This window comes from Flavobacterium cheonhonense (assembly GCF_035671315.1).
In the GTDB taxonomy this organism is placed as follows: domain Bacteria; phylum Bacteroidota; class Bacteroidia; order Flavobacteriales; family Flavobacteriaceae; genus Flavobacterium; species Flavobacterium cheonhonense.
This window is the reverse complement of record NZ_JAXAVY010000001.1, coordinates 398,792-418,230: the sequence shown is the minus strand read 5'-3', so window position 1 is coordinate 418,230 and position 19,439 is coordinate 398,792. Positions and strand designations below refer to the sequence as shown.

Sequence of the window (19,439 nt, the reverse complement as noted above, 5' to 3'; positions counted from 1 at the left end):
ATTTTCCAATGCGATTCGGACATAAATCGTCCGGTCAATCTCAGTAAGATTGATCAAAAAATAAAAAGTTTTTAAGCGGAATAAGTGGGCGGATGGAAAACAGAACCACTCGCTAAGTGAAAGTAAAGATTGGCGTAGTGGTTGCTGATAGCATTTTTATGCTGAAAAAAAGTTTGTCTAGTCAATAACGGTTGGATTTCCTGAAAGAACAGCACTTCGGTTTCTTGTACTTGGATTTTTTTTACCGGGGTAATTGGTTTTTCCTCTTCCGAAGCTTTGGCCAATTCTTTCATCAACTGACACTTTCCGTTACACTTTAATTCGGGTTTGGCTTTGTTTTCACAAAGTACTTTTGAAATGTAATCGTAGTTAATCATATAGTCGACCACCGGAAGTATCGGTTTGGCCAGCATTACAAGCGCGACTATGATTAGTAACTTTTTCATGAGACAAAGATAGTAGTTAAAAAACCGCTATTTGTATGATTTCAGTCATATTTTTAGTATTTTTATTAAAACTAAATTTGTAACCATTAGCTGTAAAGCCTTATAAAATAAGGTTTTTTAGCTTAAAACACTCAAAATCAATTATGCAAATAGACTTAGATTTACTCTACACTTGGGGTGCCATTGCTAAGGAATATAAAAAAGGTGAGATGATTTTTTGTGAAGATGAAACGGCCAATTTTTATTATCAAATTGTAGAAGGCAACATTAGAATGTACAACTCTAACGATGAAGGCAAAGAATTTACCCAAGGGTATTTTTCGAGCGGGCAAAGTTTTGGCGAACCGCCTTTGTTTATTGATGAGTGTTATCCGTCGACAGCAGAAGCTTTTCAGGATAGCGTGATTGTAAAGTTGTCCAAAGACAAGTTCCTGAAAATATTGGAGGAATATCCAACCATACAAAAACAGTTTTTAGTACAGATGTCGCGCCGGATTCATTCTAAAGCGATGACCTCGAAAGACATCATCAACCAAAAACCCGAGTTTAGAATACTGGCGTTTTTAAACGCCCATAAAAAAGGAAAATGTTCCAACGAAAAAGAACAAATTCCGTTTACCCGACAAGAGATAGCCAATTTTACCGGATTGAGAGTAGAGACTGTTATTCGCGCTTTATCGAAAATGGCCAAAGACAAAAAGGTAGACATCGTTAACCATAAAATCTATTTCTAATGCAATTTAAGGCGAAGTTCTGGTTACAATTTTCATTGCTTAATTTACTTATCGTAGCCTCATTGGGATTGTTGATGCGCTACAAAATTGGGTTTGAGTTTCCTTTTCTGAACCAAAAAAATTTGCAACACTCCCATTCTCATTTTGCTTTTGCCGGTTGGATTAGTCACACTTTAATGGTGTTGATGGTTGGGTTTTTGGAGAGAAAAGGCCCTTCTCCCGAAGCTTCGGGAGCGCTCAGGGTGACAAAAATGAAAAGGACGTTTTCGTACAACACCTTATTGACAGCCAATTTGATTTGCGCTTATGGAATGTTGGTGTTTTTCATCATCCAAGGCTATGCGACTTTATCGATTGTATTTTCTACAGCTTCTATTGTAGTGGCTTATGTTTTCGGGTACCAATTTTGGAAAGATTTGAAACAGGTTAGTCCCGAATGGCTTTCGGTACCTTGGTTTAAAGCGGCGATTTTCTTCAATGTGATTTCTTCCCTTGGGACTTTTCTACTGGCCTTTATGATGATTACCAAAAACATTCACCAAAACGAATATTTGGCCTCCATTTATTATTATTTGCACTTCCAGTACAACGGTTGGTTTTTCTTTGCTTGTATGGGATTACTATTCCATTTTTTGAACCTAAAATCAACAGAGCATCCTTTCTTTAAAAAAGTGTTTTGGTTATTCTTTGCGGCTTGTATCCCGGCGTATTTTTTATCAACCTTGTGGTTAAACTTACCCATTTGGCTTTATGTTTTAACCGTAGTGGCGGCTTTTGTTCAAAGTTATGCTTGGTTCAAACTGCTGGCTGTTTTGGTTAAAACCCGAAAAGGTTATTTTGAGAATTACCCGTTCTTTTTGCGCTACATTATATTGTTTGTTGCGGTGGCTTGCAGCATTAAAATAGTATTGCAACTCGGTTCCACCATTCCGGCTTTGAGTCAGTTGGCTTTTGGTTTCCGCCCTATAGTAATTGCCTATTTACATCTGGTATTGTTAGCGGTGATTAGTTTGTTTTTACTGTTTTATATTTATGTGAACCATTATTTCTACATCAGCAAACCGATAAAGTTTGGGATTATTTTGTTTTCTGTCGGCGTTTTTTTAAACGAATTGGTTCTGGCAGTTCAAGGTATTGCGTCTTTCAGTTACACTTTAATTCCTATGGTGAATGAGTTGCTTTTTGCCGTAGCGGTACTGTTGGTTTCCGGCATTGCGGTTACGACATACTACTCGATAAAAAAAGTTAAAATTCCTCCGGTTTTATGAGTTCAATCATAAAATAACTGTTTCATAGTTAGGTACTTTGTATGTATAAACCAAGTATTTATTATTATGAAAAATTCCATCAAAATTTTGCTTTTAGCTTGTTTTTTTGCGACAGTAGGTTGTAAACAAAGCAGCGAAACCCCAACCGAAACCACCGAAAGTACACCAACCCAAAACGTGGGTCAAGAAGGCGTAAAAGATGAAACGTCTAACCCAAATATTGTTCAGGTAGCTTCCGAAAGTAAAGACCACACTACCTTAGTAGCGGCTGTTAAAGCAGCTGAATTGGTTACCTCATTAAGCAATGCCGGACCGTTTACGGTGTTTGCACCAACCAATGCCGCTTTTGATAAATTGCCTGCCGGAACTGTGGAAGGCTTGTTGAAACCGGAGAAAAAAACTGATTTGCAAAATATTTTAGGTTACCACACTTATGTTGGCGTTTTGAAACCCGAGTACATGCAAGATGGTCAGGAGTTTGATATGGTATACGGCGGTAAGGTAAAAATTACCAAGCAAGGTGAAAAAACCTTTGTTAACGGTTCCGAAATTGTAGCTTCTATAGAAACTTCCAACGGTATTATTCACGTGATTGGTGACGTTTTACTTCCGAAATAGGATAATTATTAATTCAAATCTTGTTTTTCTTTTTTGAAAGAGAAAAGGCGTGGAAGTTGTCATTCACGCCTTTTTTGTGATTAAAATCATAAATCAAGCCACTTTCTTTGCGTCTCTTTGTACTTCCATTTCAATGCCTTTATTATGTTTTCTTCTGTAAAATACCTTTTGGTTTTACTGTTGCTGTTGTTGTTTTTTACAGCTTATAATTATTCACTTTATACGAACCAATCAGACTATGGGACAATCCGCCTTTCTGAAAAAGCCCTGCAAGGCGAAAAACATTGGCGGGAAAACAATTGCAATGCTTGTCACCAATTGTACGGATTGGGCGGTTATCTCGGACCCGATTTGACCAATGTGTATTCTTTCAGAAAAAACGACGGCAATTATTTGAAGGCCATGTTCAACAGCGGTGTCAAAGCCATGCCGCGATTTGATTTTAACGAAACTGAAAAAGAAGAATTGCTGCAGTTTTTAATGGAAGTGGATCAAACCGGTAACTATCCTAATACCGAAGCCACGATTAAACCCGATGGTTGGGTAAAAGTTCAATATAAAAAGGAAACCTATGAACACTAATCGCTACCCGTTTTATTTTATTGTTGCCGGATTATTGTCATTGTTGTTGGGCTTGCTTTGCGGTTTACTTGCCGGTTTTCAGTATGTTGTCCCCGATTTCATCAAAGAAGCTTTACCGTTTACGGCGCTGCGACCGTTACACACACTCTTTGTGGTTTCTTGGGTTTTGCTCACTGCTATCGGCGGAATTTACTATTATTTGAGTCGGAATTCCAACGAGAAACCGACCAATCAGCTTTTGGTTAAAACGCATTTTTGGATTTTTATCTTAACGGGATTTGGTATTGCCTTGTCTTATTTGTTTCGAAATTTTGCCGGAAAAGAATACCTGGAATTTCCGAGTTATTTTTACTTCCCCATTGTTTCAGGCTGGCTGTTGTTTGGCATTCAATATTTCAAAACGTTGGCCGCTACTTTCAAAACCTGGCCGGTGTATTATTGGATGTGGGCCACCGGAATTGTGATGATGATTTACCATTTCACCGAAGCCCATTTGTGGTTGTTGCCTTATTTTAAATCGCATTTCATACAAAACACTGCGCTGCAATGGAAAGCCGGCGGTTCTTATGTAGGCTCTTGGAATATGTTGGTTTACGGTACCGCCATTTATGTTATGGCCAAAATCAGCCAAGACGAACATTATGCTACCTCAGGGAAAGCATTTTTCTTTTACTTTTTGGGATTAACCAACCTTATGTTTGGCTGGGCGCATCATGTGTATATCGTGCCTACTGCGCCTTGGATTCGGTATTTGGCTTACGGAATTAGTATGACCGAATGGATTATTTTGGCATCTATTATTTACGATTGGAAAAAAAATTTGAATCAAGACCAAAAAACAGCTTTTCCTATTGCACACCAATTCATGCGATTGGCCGATTTTTGGGTGTTTTTGAATATTATTTTGGCGTTGTTGATATCAATACCGGCGGTTAATTTATTTACCCACGGAACGCACATTACCGTGGCGCATTCTATGGGAACAACTATCGGTATCAATACCCTGATATTACTGTCTTCCGTGACTTATATACTCGAATCGAATCAGTGTTCGCTTTCCGTGGCAAAAATCCGATTCGGCATTCGCTTGTTCCAAACTTCCTTTGTATTGTTTTGGGGCTGTTTGTTGTTGATGGGTGTTCGGAAAGCACATTGGACTTTCTTCGACAAAACGTTGTCTTTTGGTCAATTCCAAGATGCTATGCATGGGTTTTATGTGGTTTTCGTGCTGTTCGGCTTGGGGATTTTTATCGGTTTGTACCGCATCGTATTCGAATTGCTCAGCGGTTTGCGCCTAACCCTCAAATAATGATTGCAGATGACATATATCATACTTTTTCCCGAATGATTTCACAAAATTCGCCCCTTATTAAAACATACGACATGACTACTAAAAACGTCCATACTTTCCATATACCTGTTATGGGATTGGCTTATACCATAGACAGCCCAATACGCTTGGCACATTACGGCATTTCCTCTGTAATTTCCATTACCGATGACGAACTGATTGAAAAAATGCGTGCCTTTTACAGCCGAAAATTCAGTTTGCCTTATCGTGAAATTACCCAAAAATGCCACGATTACCGCGCTGAACGCATCAAGCATTATTTGAACTTGGTCGATACCGTGGTGAAAGACAAATTCGAACGCTTTAAAATCGAATTGGCGGAAAACAAAACCACTTTAGACAATTACATTGCGATGTTACCCAACCAATCGGAGTTCAAAAAAGGGTTGCAAAATCTTGTGGCAGATGGGTTGACTTTTAAAGAAAACATCAAAAATTACCTGGCCGAACATTTTGCGCCCGGCAGTATTGATGTGAATATTATGACCAAAGTGGATAAAGAGAATTACGATAAAAATGAACCTTTGCCCGTGGAATTTAACGATGCGCATGCCTCATTGCGCGGTTTTGCCGAAAGTAATCTGACGTCTTCGGTCGTGCTTTCGGCCGGAATGAATCCGAGATTATACAGTTATTTCGAACACTTTCCGGTGTTTTATCCGAATGCTGACGGACAGCTCCAAAAGAAAATTATACTGAAGGTGAGCGATTTTCGTTCGGCCATGATACAAGGGAATTTTTTGGCCAAAAAAGGCCTTTGGGTGTCGGAATACCGTATAGAATCGGGCTTAAATTGTGGCGGACATGCCTTTGCTACCGAAGGATTTTTAATGGGTCCGATTTTAGAAGAATTCAAATCCAAAAAAGAGCAACTCATCCAATCGGCACATGAGCTGATGGTTAAAGCTTTGCAAGCGAAAAATTTGCCGATACCAACCCAACCGTTAGCATTGAAAATCACTGCCCAAGGTGGCGTTGGCACGGCTGAAGAACACGAGTTTTTACTGCAGCATTTTGACATGGACGCTGTAGGTTGGGGTTCGCCGTTTTTATTGGTACCTGAAGCCACTTCGGTAGATGAAGCCACCCGAAAGCTTTTGGCCAAAGCCCAAGAAAAAGATTTTTATTTAAGCGATATTTCGCCGCTCGGCGTATTGTTTAATACGGTTAAAGGAATGAGTAATGATTTTTGGAAACAAAAACGTATTAACGAAAATAAGGCCGGAAGTTCATGTCCAAAAAAATTGTTGGCTTTGAGTAAAGAATACAATCCGCAAGGGATGTGCACGGCTTCTAAAAAATACCAGGATATTAAGTTGGCCGAATTGGAAGCACAAAAAGACCAATTATCAGAGTCAGAAATTCAGCAAAAGCAAACCAAAATCTTTGAGAAATCGTGTTTGTGTGTAGGCTTGGCCAATGCGTCTTATTTGGAGAATGGGATGGAAGTTAAAGGCCAGCAACAGGGTGTGGTGATTTGTCCCGGACCGAATTTAGCCTATTTTGACCGCGAAGTTTCTTTGGCCGATATGGTGAAACACATTTACGGCAATGCTAACGTGTTGGCCGATAATAATCGTCCGCATATGTTTATCAAAGAGCTGAAAATGTATGTGGATTACCTCAAAAACGAATTGGAGCAATTTACCGATGACTTTACATCGGCCCAACTCAAAAAATGGAGCGCATTTAAAAGTAATTTGCTTTCGGGTATAGCGTATTATTCGGATTTGTTTGCGCAGACAGATTTCTTTACCCAAGATAAGAAACACATGCAACAGCAATTACAGCAATGTAAAGCGGCAGTCAATCGATTGGAGATTCCTGTTTTAGAGACCGCTTAATTTAGCGAAATTTGATTTTCAGGTTAGGATTTTCGGGAAGTTGGTGTTCCAAACGATCTCGGGAATCCGGCAATTTGCCTATGGTTTCGACACTGTTTCGGAAATGCTGAATGTAATACGTTCCTGTGTATTGGTTGTATTGCAGGTAATCAATCATCTCGCACAACTCTTCTTTGGCCAATAATTCTGAATGGTAAGTGGTGCGCACTTCAAAAGGAATATTGGCGTTCAGTAATAACTGCAGCGATTTTTCAAATTGGTCAAACAAGTCCGATTGTGTTATGGCAGCAAACGATTCTTTGGTCGATTTGAAATCGAGTGCCACATAGTCAATTACCTTCTTTTCCAGTAAATTTTGCAACACTTCAGGTTTAGAGCCGTTGGTGTCTACTTTCACCAAAAAGCCCATGGTTTTCACCGTTTGAATTTGCTCGACGATGTCTTTGTGGAGCAAACATTCGCCACCGCTAAACACTACGGCATCGAGCAAGCCTTTTCGGGTTTCCAAAAAAGAGACCATTTCAGCAAAGGTAAACTTCCCTTTCCCGAAAACAATCTCAGGATTGTAGCAATACAAACACCGCATATTACAGCCGGCATACCACAAGATACAGGCGGTTTTATCCGGATAGTCCAACAGTGTGAACGGTGTTATATTGCTAACCGATTTGACCATTTCAGCTTTCTTTAAAGTGCAGGCGTTGTTTGTGTTCGCCTTTTTTACCGATGTTGAAACTTTCTACCGGACGATGGTAGCCCATTACTCGGGTGTACACCAAGCATTTGGTGCGTAGTTCTTGATGTTGCTCCAGAACAGGGTTAGTTTTGGTTTTCATAGTTATCTTGGTTTAGTTTTTCTAATAAAGCGTCGTCACATTTCGGACAAAATTCGTGTTCGCCGTTGAGGTAACCGTGCACCGGACACACACTAAAAACAGGCGTGACCGTGATATAAGGCAATTTGAATTTCGATAGTACGGTTTTGACAAAGTTTTTACAAGCTTCCGAAGTGCTGATTCTTTCGTTCATGTACAAATGCAGTACGGTTCCGCCGGTGTATTGGCATTGTAATTCATCTTGCATCATCAAGGCTTCAAAAGGATCTTGGGTAAAATCTACCGGAATTTGCGAGCTGTTGGTGTAATAAATATTGTCGTCGCCACCCGCTTGTACAATGTTCGGATAGCGTTTTTTGTCTTCTTTCGCAAAGCGATAAGTAGTACCTTCTGCAGGCGTAGCTTCGAGGTTGTATAAGTTTCCGGTCGCTTCTTGGAATTCTTTCATGCGATTGCGGATGTGATTCAGGATTTCCATCGAAAAGTCATGGCCGAAACGCGTCGTAATGTCGTCTTGGTCATTGGTAAAATTGCGAATCATTTCGTTCATGCCGTTCACCCCAATAGTCGAAAAGTGATTGCGGAAATGCGGCAAATACCTTTTGGTGTAAGGATACAAACCTCTGTCGTACATTTCCTGTATGAATTGTCGTTTTTTCTCTAAAGTCGATTTGGCCAATGCCAACAACTCGTCCAATCGGGAGAAAAGCGCTTCTTTATCGCCTTCGTATAAGTAGCCCAAACGGGCCATATTGAGGGTTACTACACCAATACTTCCGGTCATTTCGGCACTACCGAACAAACCGTTTCCTCGTTTTAACAATTCCCGTAAATCGAGTTGCAAGCGACAGCACATACTGCGCACGGCATTGGGTTTATAGGCATTTGGGTTTTCCATTTTGTTGCCGTTTTCGTCGGTAGTATACTGACTTCCGATGAAATTCTGGAAATAGGACGAACCGATTTTAGCGGTGTTTTCAAACAGCAGTTCGGTGTTTTCGCCGTTCCAATCAAAATCTTCAGTGATGTTTACGGTCGGAATCGGGAAAGTGAAAGGTTGGCCATTGGCATCGCCTTCGGTCATTACGGTATAATAGGCTTTGTTAATCAGGTTCATTTCGGCCTGAAAATGTTCGTAACGCAGTTCGGTTAAGCTTTCCACACCGCGTTCTTGGGCACGAGTCAAGATTTTTTCATCGGTAATTTTTTCAAATAAATGCCGGTCGTTTTTGGTCGGAACCTGTACCGCTAAATCCGCCGGAACTACCCAATCTAAGGTAATGTTGGTAAACGGCGATTGTCCCCAGCGCGCCGGAACATTCAAGTTGTACACAAAACTGCGCACCGCTTTGAGCACCTCGTCAAACGACAAATTGTCTTTAAAAACATAAGGTGCCAAATACGTATCAAAAGAACTAAACGCTTGGGCACCGGCCCATTCGCTCTGCAAAATCCCGAGGAAGTTGGCCATTTGTCCCAAGGCTTCCCGGAAATGCGAAGGGGCTTTGCTTTCCACACGACCGCGAACGCCGTTAAAACCGTCGTTGAGTAACACGCGTAAACTCCAACCTGCGCAATAACCCGTTAAGCAATCCAAGTCGTGGATGTGAATATCGCCGTTGCGGTGGGCGTAACCTTCTTCTTTAGAATAGACTTTATCCAGCCAATAATTGGCAATGATTTTTCCGGCCACATTGTTCACCAAACCCGCATTGGAATAGGAAGTGTTGGCATTGGCATTGATGCGCCAATCGGTTTGTGTGATATACTCTTCAATGGTTTGGGTGCTGTCTACATATGTCGTGTCGTCATTCAATCCTTGTACGTGTTCGCGTTGCAGTTTTCGCGTGTGACGGTACAACATAAACGAGCGCATCACTGTAAAATAGTGATAGTCGAAAAGCATTTTTTCAATAATGTCCTGAATTTCTTCGACTGCCCAAGTTTCTTTGGCGTCTAAACCGGCCATTACTTTTTCAAAAACACGCTCGTCAAAAGGAAGTGAAACGCTGGTAAAGCTCTTGACTATCGCATCCTTTATTTTAAAAGGTTCAAAAGGTTTATAATCTCCGTTTCTTTTAATTACATATTTTTCCATGATGAGCGTGTTTTTTGGGTTGATTAGTTTGATTATATGAGGTCGAACTTGGTTTCCATAGCCTGCGCTTTAGGAAACACTATGTTGTTTTCGAGGTGAATGTGTTTGTGTAAATCCTGTTCGAATTCTTTCAGCATGGCAAAAGTTACGCGGTAGGTTTCACAAGCATCAACCGGCGGATTGTAGTTGTCGGTTAATTTGGCAATGATGCGGAAGCGTTCGCCTTCGTTTTCGTGTTCGTCCTGCATCATGGCAATCGGATTATTGACAGTTCCAAAATGCGGCTGTTCTATCGATTCTTGGTCTCGAAGGGCGTTGAACATTTTTTTGACAAACGGGAACAAAATCAGTTCTTCTTTTTTCATGTGTTGGGCCAATTCTGTAGCGCAAATTTTAAAGTGAAGTCCAATTTCAAAAAGTTCCGGATGGCGTTGTCCGTGTACCTTGCAGAGTTTGTCGAGGTAAAAAAGTAAGGCGGTCGATTTTTCTTCTACATAACGATGGTGCGTTTTTTCGATGTAGTCGATTAATAAGTCGATGGGCCAAGATTTGAAATCGATGTTATTGTCTGATTTCGATTCTAAAACGGCATTCAATTCATCTTGTATGGAATGGACGTCGAGTCCTTTTTTTTCGCAAACTTCTTCTAAAGTTCTATTGCCTTTACAGCAAAAGTCGATGCCATATTTTGAGAAAACCGCTGCTGTTCTAAAATCTCCGGCTACAAATTCTCCTACGGTTATTTGTTCTAAAGCATTCATAAATAAGGTGTTTTAATTTTAAAGTTCTCCAAAATTAAGACTACTACACTGTTGCGATATATGATTAAAGTCATATAAATTGGATTTTTTCAGTGGTTATTTTGTAGCTTCTTAAACTATGCCCATGGAAAATTTAAAAGAGCAGATTCTCCGATTGAAAAAAGAGAAGAATGCCGTGATTTTAGCCCATTATTACCAACAACCCGACATACAGGAAATAGCCGATTATGTGGGCGACAGTTTAGGATTGTCGCAAGAAGCGGAGAAAGTAAATGCCGATATTATAGTGTTTGCCGGTGTGCATTTTATGGCTGAAACGGCCAAATTATTAAATCCGAAAAAGAAGGTTTTATTGCCCGATTTGAATGCCGGTTGTTCGTTGGCCAATTCGTGTCCGCCTGATATTTTTAAGAAGTTTGTGGAAGCGCATCCCAATCATATTGTGATTACGTATGTGAATTGCTCCGCCGAAATTAAAGCGTTGAGTCATTTGGTTTGCACTTCTTCTAACGCCGAAAAAATTGTCAACTCCGTACCCGAAAACATCCCGATTATTTTTGCGCCCGATAAAAACCTCGGAAACTATATCAACAAAAAAACCGGGCGACAAATGATTCTCTGGGACGGTAGTTGTGTAGTCCACGAAGCGTTTTCGTTAGATAAACTCATCGCGCTTCATAAAGAACATCCGAATGCTGCCATTATAGCGCATCCCGAATCGGAAACCCATATTTTGGAAACGGCGAGTTATATTGGTTCGACTTCCGGAATGATTGACTACGTAAAGCAGAGTCCGAAAAGCGAATTTATTGTGGCTACGGAGGCAGGCATTTTATACAAGATGCAGGAAGAAGTGCCCGATAAAATCTTAATTCCCGCTCCGGCTATGGAAGACAATACTTGTGCTTGCAGCGAATGCGCGTATATGAAACTCAATACGCTTCGCAAATTATACGATTGTTTGCTGAATGAATCTCCGGAAATCAATGTGCCGAAGAAAGTTGCAGACAAAGCCCTTATTCCCATCCAACGTATGCTTGAATTGTCGAAATGATGAAGATAGAAACCGATTATTTGATTTTAGGTTCAGGGATAGCCGGACTGACAGTTGCTATCAAATTGGCGCTAAAATTTCCCGACCGAAAAGTGTTGATTGTCACCAAATCCAACGAAGACGAGTCGAATACCAAATACGCCCAAGGCGGTATAGCCGTCGTGATGGATGGGGTGAGCGATGATTTTGAAAAGCACATCCACGATACTTTGGTGTGCGGTGATGGGTTGTGCAATAGAGCAGTGGTGGAAATGGTAGTGAAAGAAGGACCGAAACGCTTGACCGAACTTATTGAATGGGGAACGCAATTTGATTTAAACGAAACGGGAAATCTTGATTTAGCCAAAGAAGGCGGACATTCCAATTCTCGTGTCGTGCATTATAAAGACCAAACCGGGCGTGAAATTGAGCGCGCTATTTTGGCCAAAGCCCACCAGCAACCTAATGTTGAAATCCTCGATTTTCATTTCGCTACCGATTTGATTACAGACCAAAATACGTGTTACGGCGTTAGTGTTTTGGATGAAAAAGCCAATGAAATGATGCCGATTTTCTCTCGCTTTACCATTTTGGCAACCGGCGGTATCGGGCAAGTATATCAGCAAACGACAAACTCTAAAATAGCCACTGGCGATGGTATTGCTATGGCGATTCGGGCCAAAGCTAAGATCAGCGATATGGAGTTTATCCAATTTCATCCAACGGCTTTGTATGCGCCAGGTTCAGCTTCGACTTTTTTGATTTCCGAGGCAGTTCGGGGTTTTGGCGCGTATTTGAAAACCAAGAAAGGGCATCGGTTTATGTTGGATTACGATGTACGAGGCGAATTGGCGTCGCGCGATATAGTGTCGAGAAGTATTGAAACCGAACTCAAAAAATCGGGTGATGACTGTGTGTATTTAGATTGTACGCATTTGGATCAAATTGAATTTCAGAAGCATTTCCCAACCATTTATCAGAATTGTTTGTTGGAAGGGGTTGATGTGGCTACAGCTTGGATTCCGGTGATTCCGACGCAACATTATTTGTGTGGCGGCGTTGAGGTGGATTGGAACGGACTCACTTCTATTAACCGATTATTCGCTTGTGGCGAATGTTCCCGAACCGGCTTGCATGGAGCCAATCGCTTGGCATCGAATTCGTTGTTAGAGGCTTTGGTGTATGCGCATCAGATTTATACTTATTTAGGCGAAACGGATTCGGAGAATACAACGTATTTGTCTAAAAATCCCCTTTATTTGAATCAGAAAGCCAAAACCATTTCCTCCGAATGGGTATCGAAACATCGAGAAGAACTGCAAAATCTCATGCAACACAATGCCGGGATTGTTAGGCACGACATCGATCTGAAAAACACTTTAAAGCTATTGCAGCTCCGCAAAAACGAGTATCGGGAAATGGAACGGGAATATGCGGTGACCAAAGATTTTTTGGAACTGAAAAACAGTCTTGAGGTTAGCATTCCGATTGTCGCTTTTTCTTTAAAACGCCATGAAAACAAAGGCAGTTTTTACAAAGAAGGCCAAACAAAAATGACCGCCAACCCAAACGGTCGCGGCCTGTAAATGAAAGATTAATACAATTTTGGTGTCATCAGCTTAGAGTTTTGTACATCATGGCGGCGGAAATATTCAGCGCGCGATTCTTGATTTCTTCGGCTTTCGGACCTTCAAAAAGTTTGTCTACGGTTTCGGTGAATAATTTATTCCAATGTCCGAAATGCGTTGGATTCATTGGACTTTTTTCGTGTAACGCTTTGTGTTTGGCCATCGGATTGCCTTCATAATTTCCGGTAAAGAAAAGAATGTTTTCCCAAAAATTGTACATTTTGGGCAGGTGGTTTTCCCAATTCACTTGAGCCACATCGTTGAATAAATAACCGATAATGTCGTCGGTTTTTACTTTGTCGTAAAAGGTATTGACCAATTTCTCGATGTCTTTGCGGTTTCGGATATCGGTTTTCATGTTACAAATCTTTTTGGTTGAATTTTTTTAGTGAGATAAAAAACGGAACCATCGCCCACAAACACAGCAGCAAAAACGAAACGATTAAACCGACCGCTGTTCCGAAGAAATCCTGAAAAATGGCTCCGGTATAACCCATCATAGCTGAAACATCCAAGTGCATCAAAATTTGAATACGGGCCAAATCAATAGGGCTTAAAGCCGTCATAGCCACCATGGCGTGTTCGATAGGATAATCGGCCAATTGGAAGAGTAAAAACAATACGATACCGTCGAATAATAAGGCAAAAAACAACCAAGTCATAATGGCAATCCCGATGCCTTTGGCTTTGTCTCGGGTTAGGATGGAACTCAAGAAAGCCAATGCCACAAAGATGACCGAGATTAAACTACCAACCATAATCATCATTAGTCCAACGCTGTCGGGTGCGTTAATCAGCAACGGTATGCCGGCACCTACAACAAAGGCTAATACCATTGAAAGTGACAATCCCAAGAACAAACTGGTCCAAATTTTTCGGCGTTTGATCGGTTGGCTGAGCAGTAGTTCGATAAACTCTGAGCTGTTGTACAAGTAAATGGTAGCGAACAAGATGGAAACCAACGGTACAGTAAATAATATTACGTTTAAGATGGTGAGCAATCCTTTGGCTGAATTGTCCTCTAAGGCGAAAGAACTCCAGGAGAGTGCTGCCAAAATTAAAGTGTAGGCCAACACAATTTTGTTCTTTAGGATGTCGAGTAAGATGATTTTTATGATGCGGTTCATGATGAGTTTCAGGTTACGAGTTACGAGTTGTGGTTTGTTTGGCTTTTAGGATGCTGGCAATGGCTTTGGAGATTCGGGTTTCGTTGGTTTCCGCTTTGATAACGGTGACATTTTTATGGAAATGCACTTGACCTTCCTGCATAAAAATGATTTCGGTGATTAAGTCGTCGAGTTCACTAAGCAAGTGCGAAGTGATGAGGATTAGTTTTCCTTTTTCTTTTTCACGGATGATTTTTTCTTTTAAAATTTCGGATGCCAGCGGATCTAAACCGGCGGTAGGTTCGTCTAAAATCAGTACATCGGGATTGAATAAGAAAGCCAAAACAGCACTCACTTTTTGGGTAGTTCCGCCCGAAAGGGTTCGCATTTGTTTGTCGAATAACTTGTCGAGTTCAAAAGCGCGGATGAGTTCTTCGTCTAATTCGGTGGTTGAAGGCCGTACTTTTTTAATCATTTCGATAATTTGACCGATGGTCATATTGTCGGGATAGCGTCCAATTTGTGGCATATAGCCTATGTTGTTTCGGTAAAAATAATCACCGAGAATTGATTTTCCGTTGAAAGTAATCGAACCGTTATCGGGAATGACCATGCCTAAAATCGATTTGATTAAAGTGGTTTTTCCGCAACCGTTAGGTCCGATTAGGGCAATGCATTGTCCTTTTTGAAACGAAAGGTTAATGTCTTGCAATACGGCTAATTTGCCGAATTTTTTGTTTATATTTTGTATGGTTATCATGGTTTGTTTCGGGTTTCGGGTTGAAAGTTGCGAGTTTAAGGTTTCGGGTTTCGAGTTTTTAACCTATAACTCGCAACCCGTAACCCGCAACTTTATAACCTTAACTGCTTCATTAAAGGCGTATTGTCTACAAAATTATCAGGTGTGATGCTGGGTAATACTTTTTCGGATTTGTCCAAAAGGGTAATCATAAAACTGCGGTACAATAACATCGACGATGGGTTGCTTTCGGTGAGTACCGCAAACAAACTGAGCGGATGGTAAGGCACATCGCCTATGCCGTCTTTGTTTAAATCGTAGCCTTCGTATTTGTCCCAATAATTGCTGTTGAAAGTATTGAGCACTAAACTTCCGTTGGTGCTGATGTCGAACGTATTGCCGACATAATTGTTGTTTACCACTTCGTTTTCCATACAGCTGGCTTGGATTTTCATGCCCCAGCCGTTGGCTTCAAAAACGTTTTTTTCGACTTTAATTCGGGACGTACCTTCCATATAAATTCCGGAAGTATTTCGTTTGAAATGGTTGTTAAAGATGTAACTGTCGGCTATCTCTTTGAGCAATAAACCGTAGGCCGAATCGCCCCAGTTTTCTTCGAAATAATTATTGAACATTTTGACGTTTTTGGTAAACATCACTGCTACTCCGGCTCCGTTTCCTTTAAAGACATTAGTGATATAAGAATCGTCGTTAGAAAACATAAAGTGCAAACCGTACCGAATGTTGTGGTTGGAGATATTGCGCCAAATCACCGAGTTGGTTACAAATTCGAAATAGATGCCATCACGGTGTCCTGAAATTTTGTTGCCAATGATTTGCAGGTTTTCGCTTTTCCAACAGTGAATGCCGTTTCCGATGAGTTGTTCTTGTTTGCCGTAAGCCCTGATGTTATTGTTTTTGACAAGGCTGTTTTTGGAATTTTGGAGGTAAATGCCAAAAAAGTTATTGTCGAGGATGTTGTTTTCAATGCGAACAAAGTTTCGGTCATACACTTTAATCCCGCAAGGATCATCCAATGCGGCATAACCCGAATTGATGATTTTGAAGCCTTTGACTACCACATTATCGGCAGCAACAGATACTACTTCAAATTTGTTTTGGCCGTCAAGCGTTGGGAAGTTTTTACCCAAGAAAATGATTTTTTTGTTGATAAGAATATTTCCTTCTTTGTAAATACCCGGAGTAACCAATACCGTATCGCCATCGTTTGCCAAAGCCAAAGCTTGTTTGATGGTTTTAACCGGATAGGTTTTCCCAACGGTAATGGTTTTAGCATTACTGATTAGGCAAAAAAAGTAAAGGATATACACTAAATTTTTCATTTGTAACTGTTGTAAACTTCTGTCCAGTTTAAAGGTTTTGCATTGAACTTTTTAGCGTATTCGCTTTGTTCTGCTGCGGTTGCCAATGCTGCCATATTGCCTCTCATGGGCGAATTGATTTGGTCGCTTTTGATAAAGAAAGCTGTTTCTGCCGGAATCAAAGTGTTGTCTTTGGTGTAATCGTTTACAAAGAAAGATTGGTAAGGCACTACGGTATTAGATTTGGCAAATTGCACCATACAGCCCAAATCGTCAAATTTGTAATAACGGCCTTTTTGGGTAATCAGTTCGGCTCCGAATTTACCGTTGGCGATGGTCATTTTGCAAAAATCGCAAGCATCGGTATTGATTTTAAGAGGTTTAGCTTCTTTGGAACTACAAGAAGCCAAGAAAAGGAATGCGATACACGCTAAAGCTAGAGTTCTCATAAGGTTGTTTTTTTAGTAAACTTATATTCTTTCAGAACCACAAAAAACAGTAATATTCCGGCAACAGTTAACAACCAACCTCCGGTGTCTGGGATGGAGTAAGCCCCAAAATTGAGTAGTTGTTTGTAACCAATGAGTGGCGGCTGGTAAGCCATACCCGGGACTCTGATGGCTGCATTTGGATCGAGATTGTGTCCGTATTCGTAATTCCATCGATAGAAATCTACAGCAGCTAAGGCGATAAAAACTATATAAGTGATTAGAAAAGCGAGTACTGCTTTTCTTTTGGCTACAAAAATTAATACGATGGAGATAAGCGCAAAAGCACCGAAGACATAAGGCAAAACGGTAAACTCGAAAAAGTTTTCGGTATGCAAGGTGGCCATACCGATGTAGTGGTTTAACCCGTTGATGATTTCCACATCGCCGCCAATTTTGTTGGTGTAAAGTTGCAGTACAAGGCCTTCCGGGTATTGAGGTGCTTCGAGTTGGATTTGCCACATGGGTACAAACAAAGCTCCTACAAATAGGGCTCCGGTTATCAAAAGCAATACTTTTGACAGACCTGAAATGGATAGATTTTTCATTGCATTCAGAGAAAAAAAGGGAACAAATAAAATCTGTTCCCTTTGGTTAATTTTATTTGGTAGCCTTCGGTAAGTTGGTCCCCACACTCCAGGTGAGCGGAACACTACTTCCTGCCGGAGAAACTCTTACATAACCTTGCATTTCTTGGTGTAGTGCGCTACAGAAATCGGTACAATACATAGGATACATTCCTGTTTTTTTAGGAATCCATTTCAAGGTTGTGGTTTCGCCCGGCATGATGAGTAACTCGCCATTGTCGGCACCTTTGATGGCAAATCCGTGCGGTACATCCCAGTCTTGCTCTAAGTTGGTTACGTGGAAGTATACTTCGTCTCCCAATTTAATGCCTTCAATATTATCCGGTGCAAAGTGAGAACGGATAGAAGTCATATATACATGAACTTTGTTGCCTTCTCTAACCACTTTGGCTTCTTTTTCTCCTTTGGTTACAAAAGGGTGATTGTTGTCGGCAATTTTATAGAATTTCAACTGACCATTGTTTCGAATCAAATCGGCCGGTGCAGCTTGTGCATAGTGCGGTTCACCGATGGTCGGGAAGTCGAGGATGAGTTGCATTTTATCCCCGCTGATGTCAAATATCTGAGCAGATTGAGCTAACTCCGGACCGGTTGGTAAATAGCGGTCTTTGGTAATTTTATTATAGGCGATTAAGTATTTACCGAAAGGTTTTTTACTGTCACCGCCGGGGATACACAAGTGACCCACAGAATAGTAAGTAGGTACTCTATCCAATACTTTTAACGTTTTGATGTCCCATTTTACCACTTCAGAAGACACGAAGAAAGTGGTGTAAGCATTTCCTTTACCGTCGAATTCGGTATGTAATGGTCCTAAGCCCGGTTTTTGCACTTCACCATGTAAGGCCGCTTCGTATTTTACTACCGGAATTCCGCCGTAGTCACCTTCAAATTTTTTGTCTTTGATGGCGCCCATCAATTTATCAAAACTGAATACCGGAATCAAGGCAGCCAATTTACCGGAACCTACGATGTATTCACCTGTTGGATCAACGTCACAACCGTGAGGTGATTTAGGACAAGGAATCATGTAACAAATGTCTTTTAAGGCAGCGGCATCTAACACTAAAACTTCATTTTTCATTTCAGAAGTGGCGCTATGTGTTTTTTCATTCCATTTGTTGTGAGCGTATTTCACGCTTTGTTTTTTTCCTTTTCCGGCTTTGATGTACTCTTCAGCTTTTTTCCAGTTCACCGCCATAATGAAGTCTTTATCACGTTGAGACGCATTTACTTCTAATAAGGTGTTGGCTTGTTCGGTATTGTAACAAGAGAAAAAGAACCAACCGTGTGATTTTCCTTTACCGGCGTGCGATAAGTCGAAGTTAACCCCCGGCGTTACAATTTGGAATGCTAAGTCCATTTCTCCTTCTTTGCCCACTTTTACAAAACTGATGTGGCCTTTGAAGTTTTCTTTATAAGTATTGATGGCTACGTCACCGTTGGTATAATCCGGCGGAACGCTGAAACGAGTTCCGGCAACCACGTATTCTGTATTTTCGGTGATGAATGGAGAAGAGTGATTTCCACCACTGTTGGGCAGCTCGATAATTTCGGCAGTTTTGAATGTTTTCAAGTCGATTCGAGCGATACGAGGAGTGTTATTGGCGTTACCAAAAACCCAGCGACCGTCTACTTCACCATTGGTTTGTGACATTTCGGTGTGGTGTAAATCGTCCCAAGGCACAAAGCCGTTGGAAGTGTTTAACATCGGCTTGGTTTCTTCGCTGTAACCCCAACCTTTTTCAGGGTCAACGGAAAACACCGGAATTACTCGGAATAATCTACCGCTTGGCAGACCGTAAACACTCAACTGTCCGCTGAAACCTCCGGACACGAAGTTATAAAATTCATCATATTTACCCGGAGCGACATAGGCTTTTTGAGCGGCATCACCACTCACCGCATCGCCCGAATTCTTTGGTTTACAAGAAGTGAACAAAGCACTTCCGAGAACGACAGCAAAAATTGCTTTTACAAACTTATTTTTCATTATTA

20 protein-coding genes are annotated in these 19,439 nt (G+C 40.9%); 8 read left to right on the top strand and 12 right to left on the bottom strand.

The genetic code is table 11. The features are described from left to right. Nucleotides 1-71: 71 nt before the first annotated feature. A complete protein-coding gene (locus tag SK086_RS01790; RefSeq protein ID WP_324689345.1) occupies nucleotides 72-446 on the bottom strand; it encodes a hypothetical protein in 375 nt (124 codons plus the stop codon). A gap of 143 nt (nucleotides 447-589) precedes the next feature. On the opposite strand from SK086_RS01790, the gene SK086_RS01785 reads away from it, so the two are divergent. The 6 genes from SK086_RS01785 (at nucleotide 590) to SK086_RS01760 (ending at nucleotide 6,843) form a co-directional block, all read left to right on the top strand. After that, entirely contained in the window at nucleotides 590-1,180 is a 591-nt protein-coding gene (locus tag SK086_RS01785; protein WP_324689344.1) for a Crp/Fnr family transcriptional regulator, read from the top strand. Beyond that, entirely contained in the window at nucleotides 1,180-2,448 is a 1,269-nt protein-coding gene (locus SK086_RS01780; RefSeq protein ID WP_324689343.1) for a hypothetical protein, read from the top strand. Before SK086_RS01785 ends, SK086_RS01780 begins: the two co-directional genes overlap by 1 nt. 66 nt (nucleotides 2,449-2,514) lie before the next feature. Continuing rightward, the gene (locus SK086_RS01775; RefSeq protein WP_324689342.1) at nucleotides 2,515-3,066 is read left to right on the top strand and encodes a fasciclin domain-containing protein; all 552 of its coding nucleotides are present in this window, start codon (nucleotides 2,515-2,517) and stop codon (nucleotides 3,064-3,066) included. A gap of 144 nt (nucleotides 3,067-3,210) precedes the next feature. Continuing rightward, a complete protein-coding gene (locus SK086_RS01770; RefSeq protein WP_324689341.1) occupies nucleotides 3,211-3,648 on the top strand; it encodes a c-type cytochrome in 438 nt (145 codons plus the stop codon). After that, nucleotides 3,638-4,957 (top strand): cbb3-type cytochrome c oxidase subunit I, encoded by a 1,320-nt coding sequence (locus SK086_RS01765; RefSeq protein ID WP_324689340.1) that lies wholly within the window; start codon nucleotides 3,638-3,640, stop codon nucleotides 4,955-4,957. Before SK086_RS01770 ends, SK086_RS01765 begins: the two co-directional genes overlap by 11 nt. Nucleotides 4,958-5,031: 74 nt before the next feature. Beyond that, entirely contained in the window at nucleotides 5,032-6,843 is a 1,812-nt protein-coding gene (locus tag SK086_RS01760; RefSeq protein ID WP_324689339.1) for a hypothetical protein, read from the top strand. 1 nt (nucleotide 6,844) lies between these two features. Here the strand turns inward: SK086_RS01760 and SK086_RS01755 are convergent, their stop codons facing one another. From SK086_RS01755 to ric, 4 genes are read right to left on the bottom strand one after another with little or no spacing between them, the layout of a single operon-like run. Then, nucleotides 6,845-7,519: an anaerobic ribonucleoside-triphosphate reductase activating protein gene (locus tag SK086_RS01755; RefSeq protein WP_324689338.1), complete on the bottom strand. Its 675-nt coding sequence runs from the start codon at nucleotides 7,517-7,519 to the stop codon at nucleotides 6,845-6,847. Between the two features lies 1 nt (nucleotide 7,520). After that, entirely contained in the window at nucleotides 7,521-7,679 is a 159-nt protein-coding gene (gene nrdD / locus SK086_RS01750; RefSeq protein WP_324689337.1) for an anaerobic ribonucleoside-triphosphate reductase, read from the bottom strand. Beyond that, a complete protein-coding gene (locus SK086_RS01745) occupies nucleotides 7,663-9,777 on the bottom strand; it encodes a ribonucleoside triphosphate reductase (protein WP_324689336.1) in 2,115 nt (704 codons plus the stop codon). Before SK086_RS01745 ends, nrdD begins: the two co-directional genes overlap by 17 nt. Before the next feature lie 32 nt (nucleotides 9,778-9,809). Next, nucleotides 9,810-10,538: an iron-sulfur cluster repair di-iron protein gene (ric, locus tag SK086_RS01740; RefSeq protein ID WP_324689335.1), complete on the bottom strand. Its 729-nt coding sequence runs from the start codon at nucleotides 10,536-10,538 to the stop codon at nucleotides 9,810-9,812. A gap of 124 nt (nucleotides 10,539-10,662) precedes the next feature. Here ric and nadA point away from each other — a divergent pair, with 124 nt between their 5' ends. Then, a complete protein-coding gene (gene nadA, locus SK086_RS01735; protein ID WP_324689334.1) occupies nucleotides 10,663-11,592 on the top strand; it encodes a quinolinate synthase NadA in 930 nt (309 codons plus the stop codon). After that, nucleotides 11,589-13,157, top strand: coding sequence for an L-aspartate oxidase (nadB, locus tag SK086_RS01730; RefSeq protein WP_324689333.1), 1,569 nt, complete (start codon nucleotides 11,589-11,591; stop codon nucleotides 13,155-13,157). The genes nadA and nadB overlap by 4 nt, the downstream gene beginning before the upstream one ends. Nucleotides 13,158-13,185: 28 nt before the next feature. Here the strand turns inward: nadB and SK086_RS01725 are convergent, their stop codons facing one another. From SK086_RS01725 to nosZ, 7 genes are all read right to left on the bottom strand, one after another. After that, nucleotides 13,186-13,557, bottom strand: a complete 372-nt coding sequence (locus SK086_RS01725) for a group III truncated hemoglobin (RefSeq protein WP_324689332.1) — start codon at nucleotides 13,555-13,557, stop codon at nucleotides 13,186-13,188. 1 nt (nucleotide 13,558) lies between these two features. Further along, entirely contained in the window at nucleotides 13,559-14,326 is a 768-nt protein-coding gene (locus tag SK086_RS01720; protein WP_324689331.1) for an ABC transporter permease subunit, read from the bottom strand. A 13-nt stretch (nucleotides 14,327-14,339) separates the two neighbouring features. Continuing rightward, the gene (locus SK086_RS01715; protein ID WP_324689330.1) at nucleotides 14,340-15,065 is read right to left on the bottom strand and encodes an ABC transporter ATP-binding protein; all 726 of its coding nucleotides are present in this window, start codon (nucleotides 15,063-15,065) and stop codon (nucleotides 14,340-14,342) included. 92 nt (nucleotides 15,066-15,157) lie between these two features. Beyond that, the gene (locus SK086_RS01710) at nucleotides 15,158-16,387 is read right to left on the bottom strand and encodes a nitrous oxide reductase family maturation protein NosD (RefSeq protein ID WP_324689329.1); all 1,230 of its coding nucleotides are present in this window, start codon (nucleotides 16,385-16,387) and stop codon (nucleotides 15,158-15,160) included. Further along, nucleotides 16,384-16,815: a nitrous oxide reductase accessory protein NosL gene (locus SK086_RS01705; RefSeq protein WP_324689328.1), complete on the bottom strand. Its 432-nt coding sequence runs from the start codon at nucleotides 16,813-16,815 to the stop codon at nucleotides 16,384-16,386. Before SK086_RS01705 ends, SK086_RS01710 begins: the two co-directional genes overlap by 4 nt. Further along, nucleotides 16,812-17,402, bottom strand: coding sequence for a hypothetical protein (locus tag SK086_RS01700; RefSeq protein WP_324689327.1), 591 nt, complete (start codon nucleotides 17,400-17,402; stop codon nucleotides 16,812-16,814). Before SK086_RS01700 ends, SK086_RS01705 begins: the two co-directional genes overlap by 4 nt. 52 nt (nucleotides 17,403-17,454) lie before the next feature. Then, nucleotides 17,455-19,434, bottom strand: coding sequence for a Sec-dependent nitrous-oxide reductase (nosZ, locus tag SK086_RS01695; protein WP_324689326.1), 1,980 nt, complete (start codon nucleotides 19,432-19,434; stop codon nucleotides 17,455-17,457). Between the last annotated feature and the right edge of the window lie 5 nt (nucleotides 19,435-19,439).

Coding starts and splice junctions, on each gene's coding strand:
- SK086_RS01790 (WP_324689345.1), bottom strand. CDS start 446: ATGAAAAAGTTACTAATCATAGTCGCGCTTGTAATGCTGGCCAAACCG.
- SK086_RS01785 (WP_324689344.1), top strand. CDS start 590: ATGCAAATAGACTTAGATTTACTCTACACTTGGGGTGCCATTGCTAAG.
- SK086_RS01780 (WP_324689343.1), top strand. CDS start 1,180: ATGCAATTTAAGGCGAAGTTCTGGTTACAATTTTCATTGCTTAATTTA.
- SK086_RS01775 (WP_324689342.1), top strand. CDS start 2,515: ATGAAAAATTCCATCAAAATTTTGCTTTTAGCTTGTTTTTTTGCGACA.
- SK086_RS01770 (WP_324689341.1), top strand. CDS start 3,211: ATGTTTTCTTCTGTAAAATACCTTTTGGTTTTACTGTTGCTGTTGTTG.
- SK086_RS01765 (WP_324689340.1), top strand. CDS start 3,638: ATGAACACTAATCGCTACCCGTTTTATTTTATTGTTGCCGGATTATTG.
- SK086_RS01760 (WP_324689339.1), top strand. CDS start 5,032: ATGACTACTAAAAACGTCCATACTTTCCATATACCTGTTATGGGATTG.
- SK086_RS01755 (WP_324689338.1), bottom strand. CDS start 7,519: ATGGTCAAATCGGTTAGCAATATAACACCGTTCACACTGTTGGACTAT.
- nrdD (WP_324689337.1), bottom strand. CDS start 7,679: ATGAAAACCAAAACTAACCCTGTTCTGGAGCAACATCAAGAACTACGC.
- SK086_RS01745 (WP_324689336.1), bottom strand. CDS start 9,777: ATGGAAAAATATGTAATTAAAAGAAACGGAGATTATAAACCTTTTGAA.
- ric (WP_324689335.1), bottom strand. CDS start 10,538: ATGAATGCTTTAGAACAAATAACCGTAGGAGAATTTGTAGCCGGAGAT.
- nadA (WP_324689334.1), top strand. CDS start 10,663: ATGGAAAATTTAAAAGAGCAGATTCTCCGATTGAAAAAAGAGAAGAAT.
- nadB (WP_324689333.1), top strand. CDS start 11,589: ATGATGAAGATAGAAACCGATTATTTGATTTTAGGTTCAGGGATAGCC.
- SK086_RS01725 (WP_324689332.1), bottom strand. CDS start 13,557: ATGAAAACCGATATCCGAAACCGCAAAGACATCGAGAAATTGGTCAAT.
- SK086_RS01720 (WP_324689331.1), bottom strand. CDS start 14,326: ATGAACCGCATCATAAAAATCATCTTACTCGACATCCTAAAGAACAAA.
- SK086_RS01715 (WP_324689330.1), bottom strand. CDS start 15,065: ATGATAACCATACAAAATATAAACAAAAAATTCGGCAAATTAGCCGTA.
- SK086_RS01710 (WP_324689329.1), bottom strand. CDS start 16,387: ATGAAAAATTTAGTGTATATCCTTTACTTTTTTTGCCTAATCAGTAAT.
- SK086_RS01705 (WP_324689328.1), bottom strand. CDS start 16,815: ATGAGAACTCTAGCTTTAGCGTGTATCGCATTCCTTTTCTTGGCTTCT.
- SK086_RS01700 (WP_324689327.1), bottom strand. CDS start 17,402: ATGAAAAATCTATCCATTTCAGGTCTGTCAAAAGTATTGCTTTTGATA.
- nosZ (WP_324689326.1), bottom strand. CDS start 19,434: ATGAAAAATAAGTTTGTAAAAGCAATTTTTGCTGTCGTTCTCGGAAGT.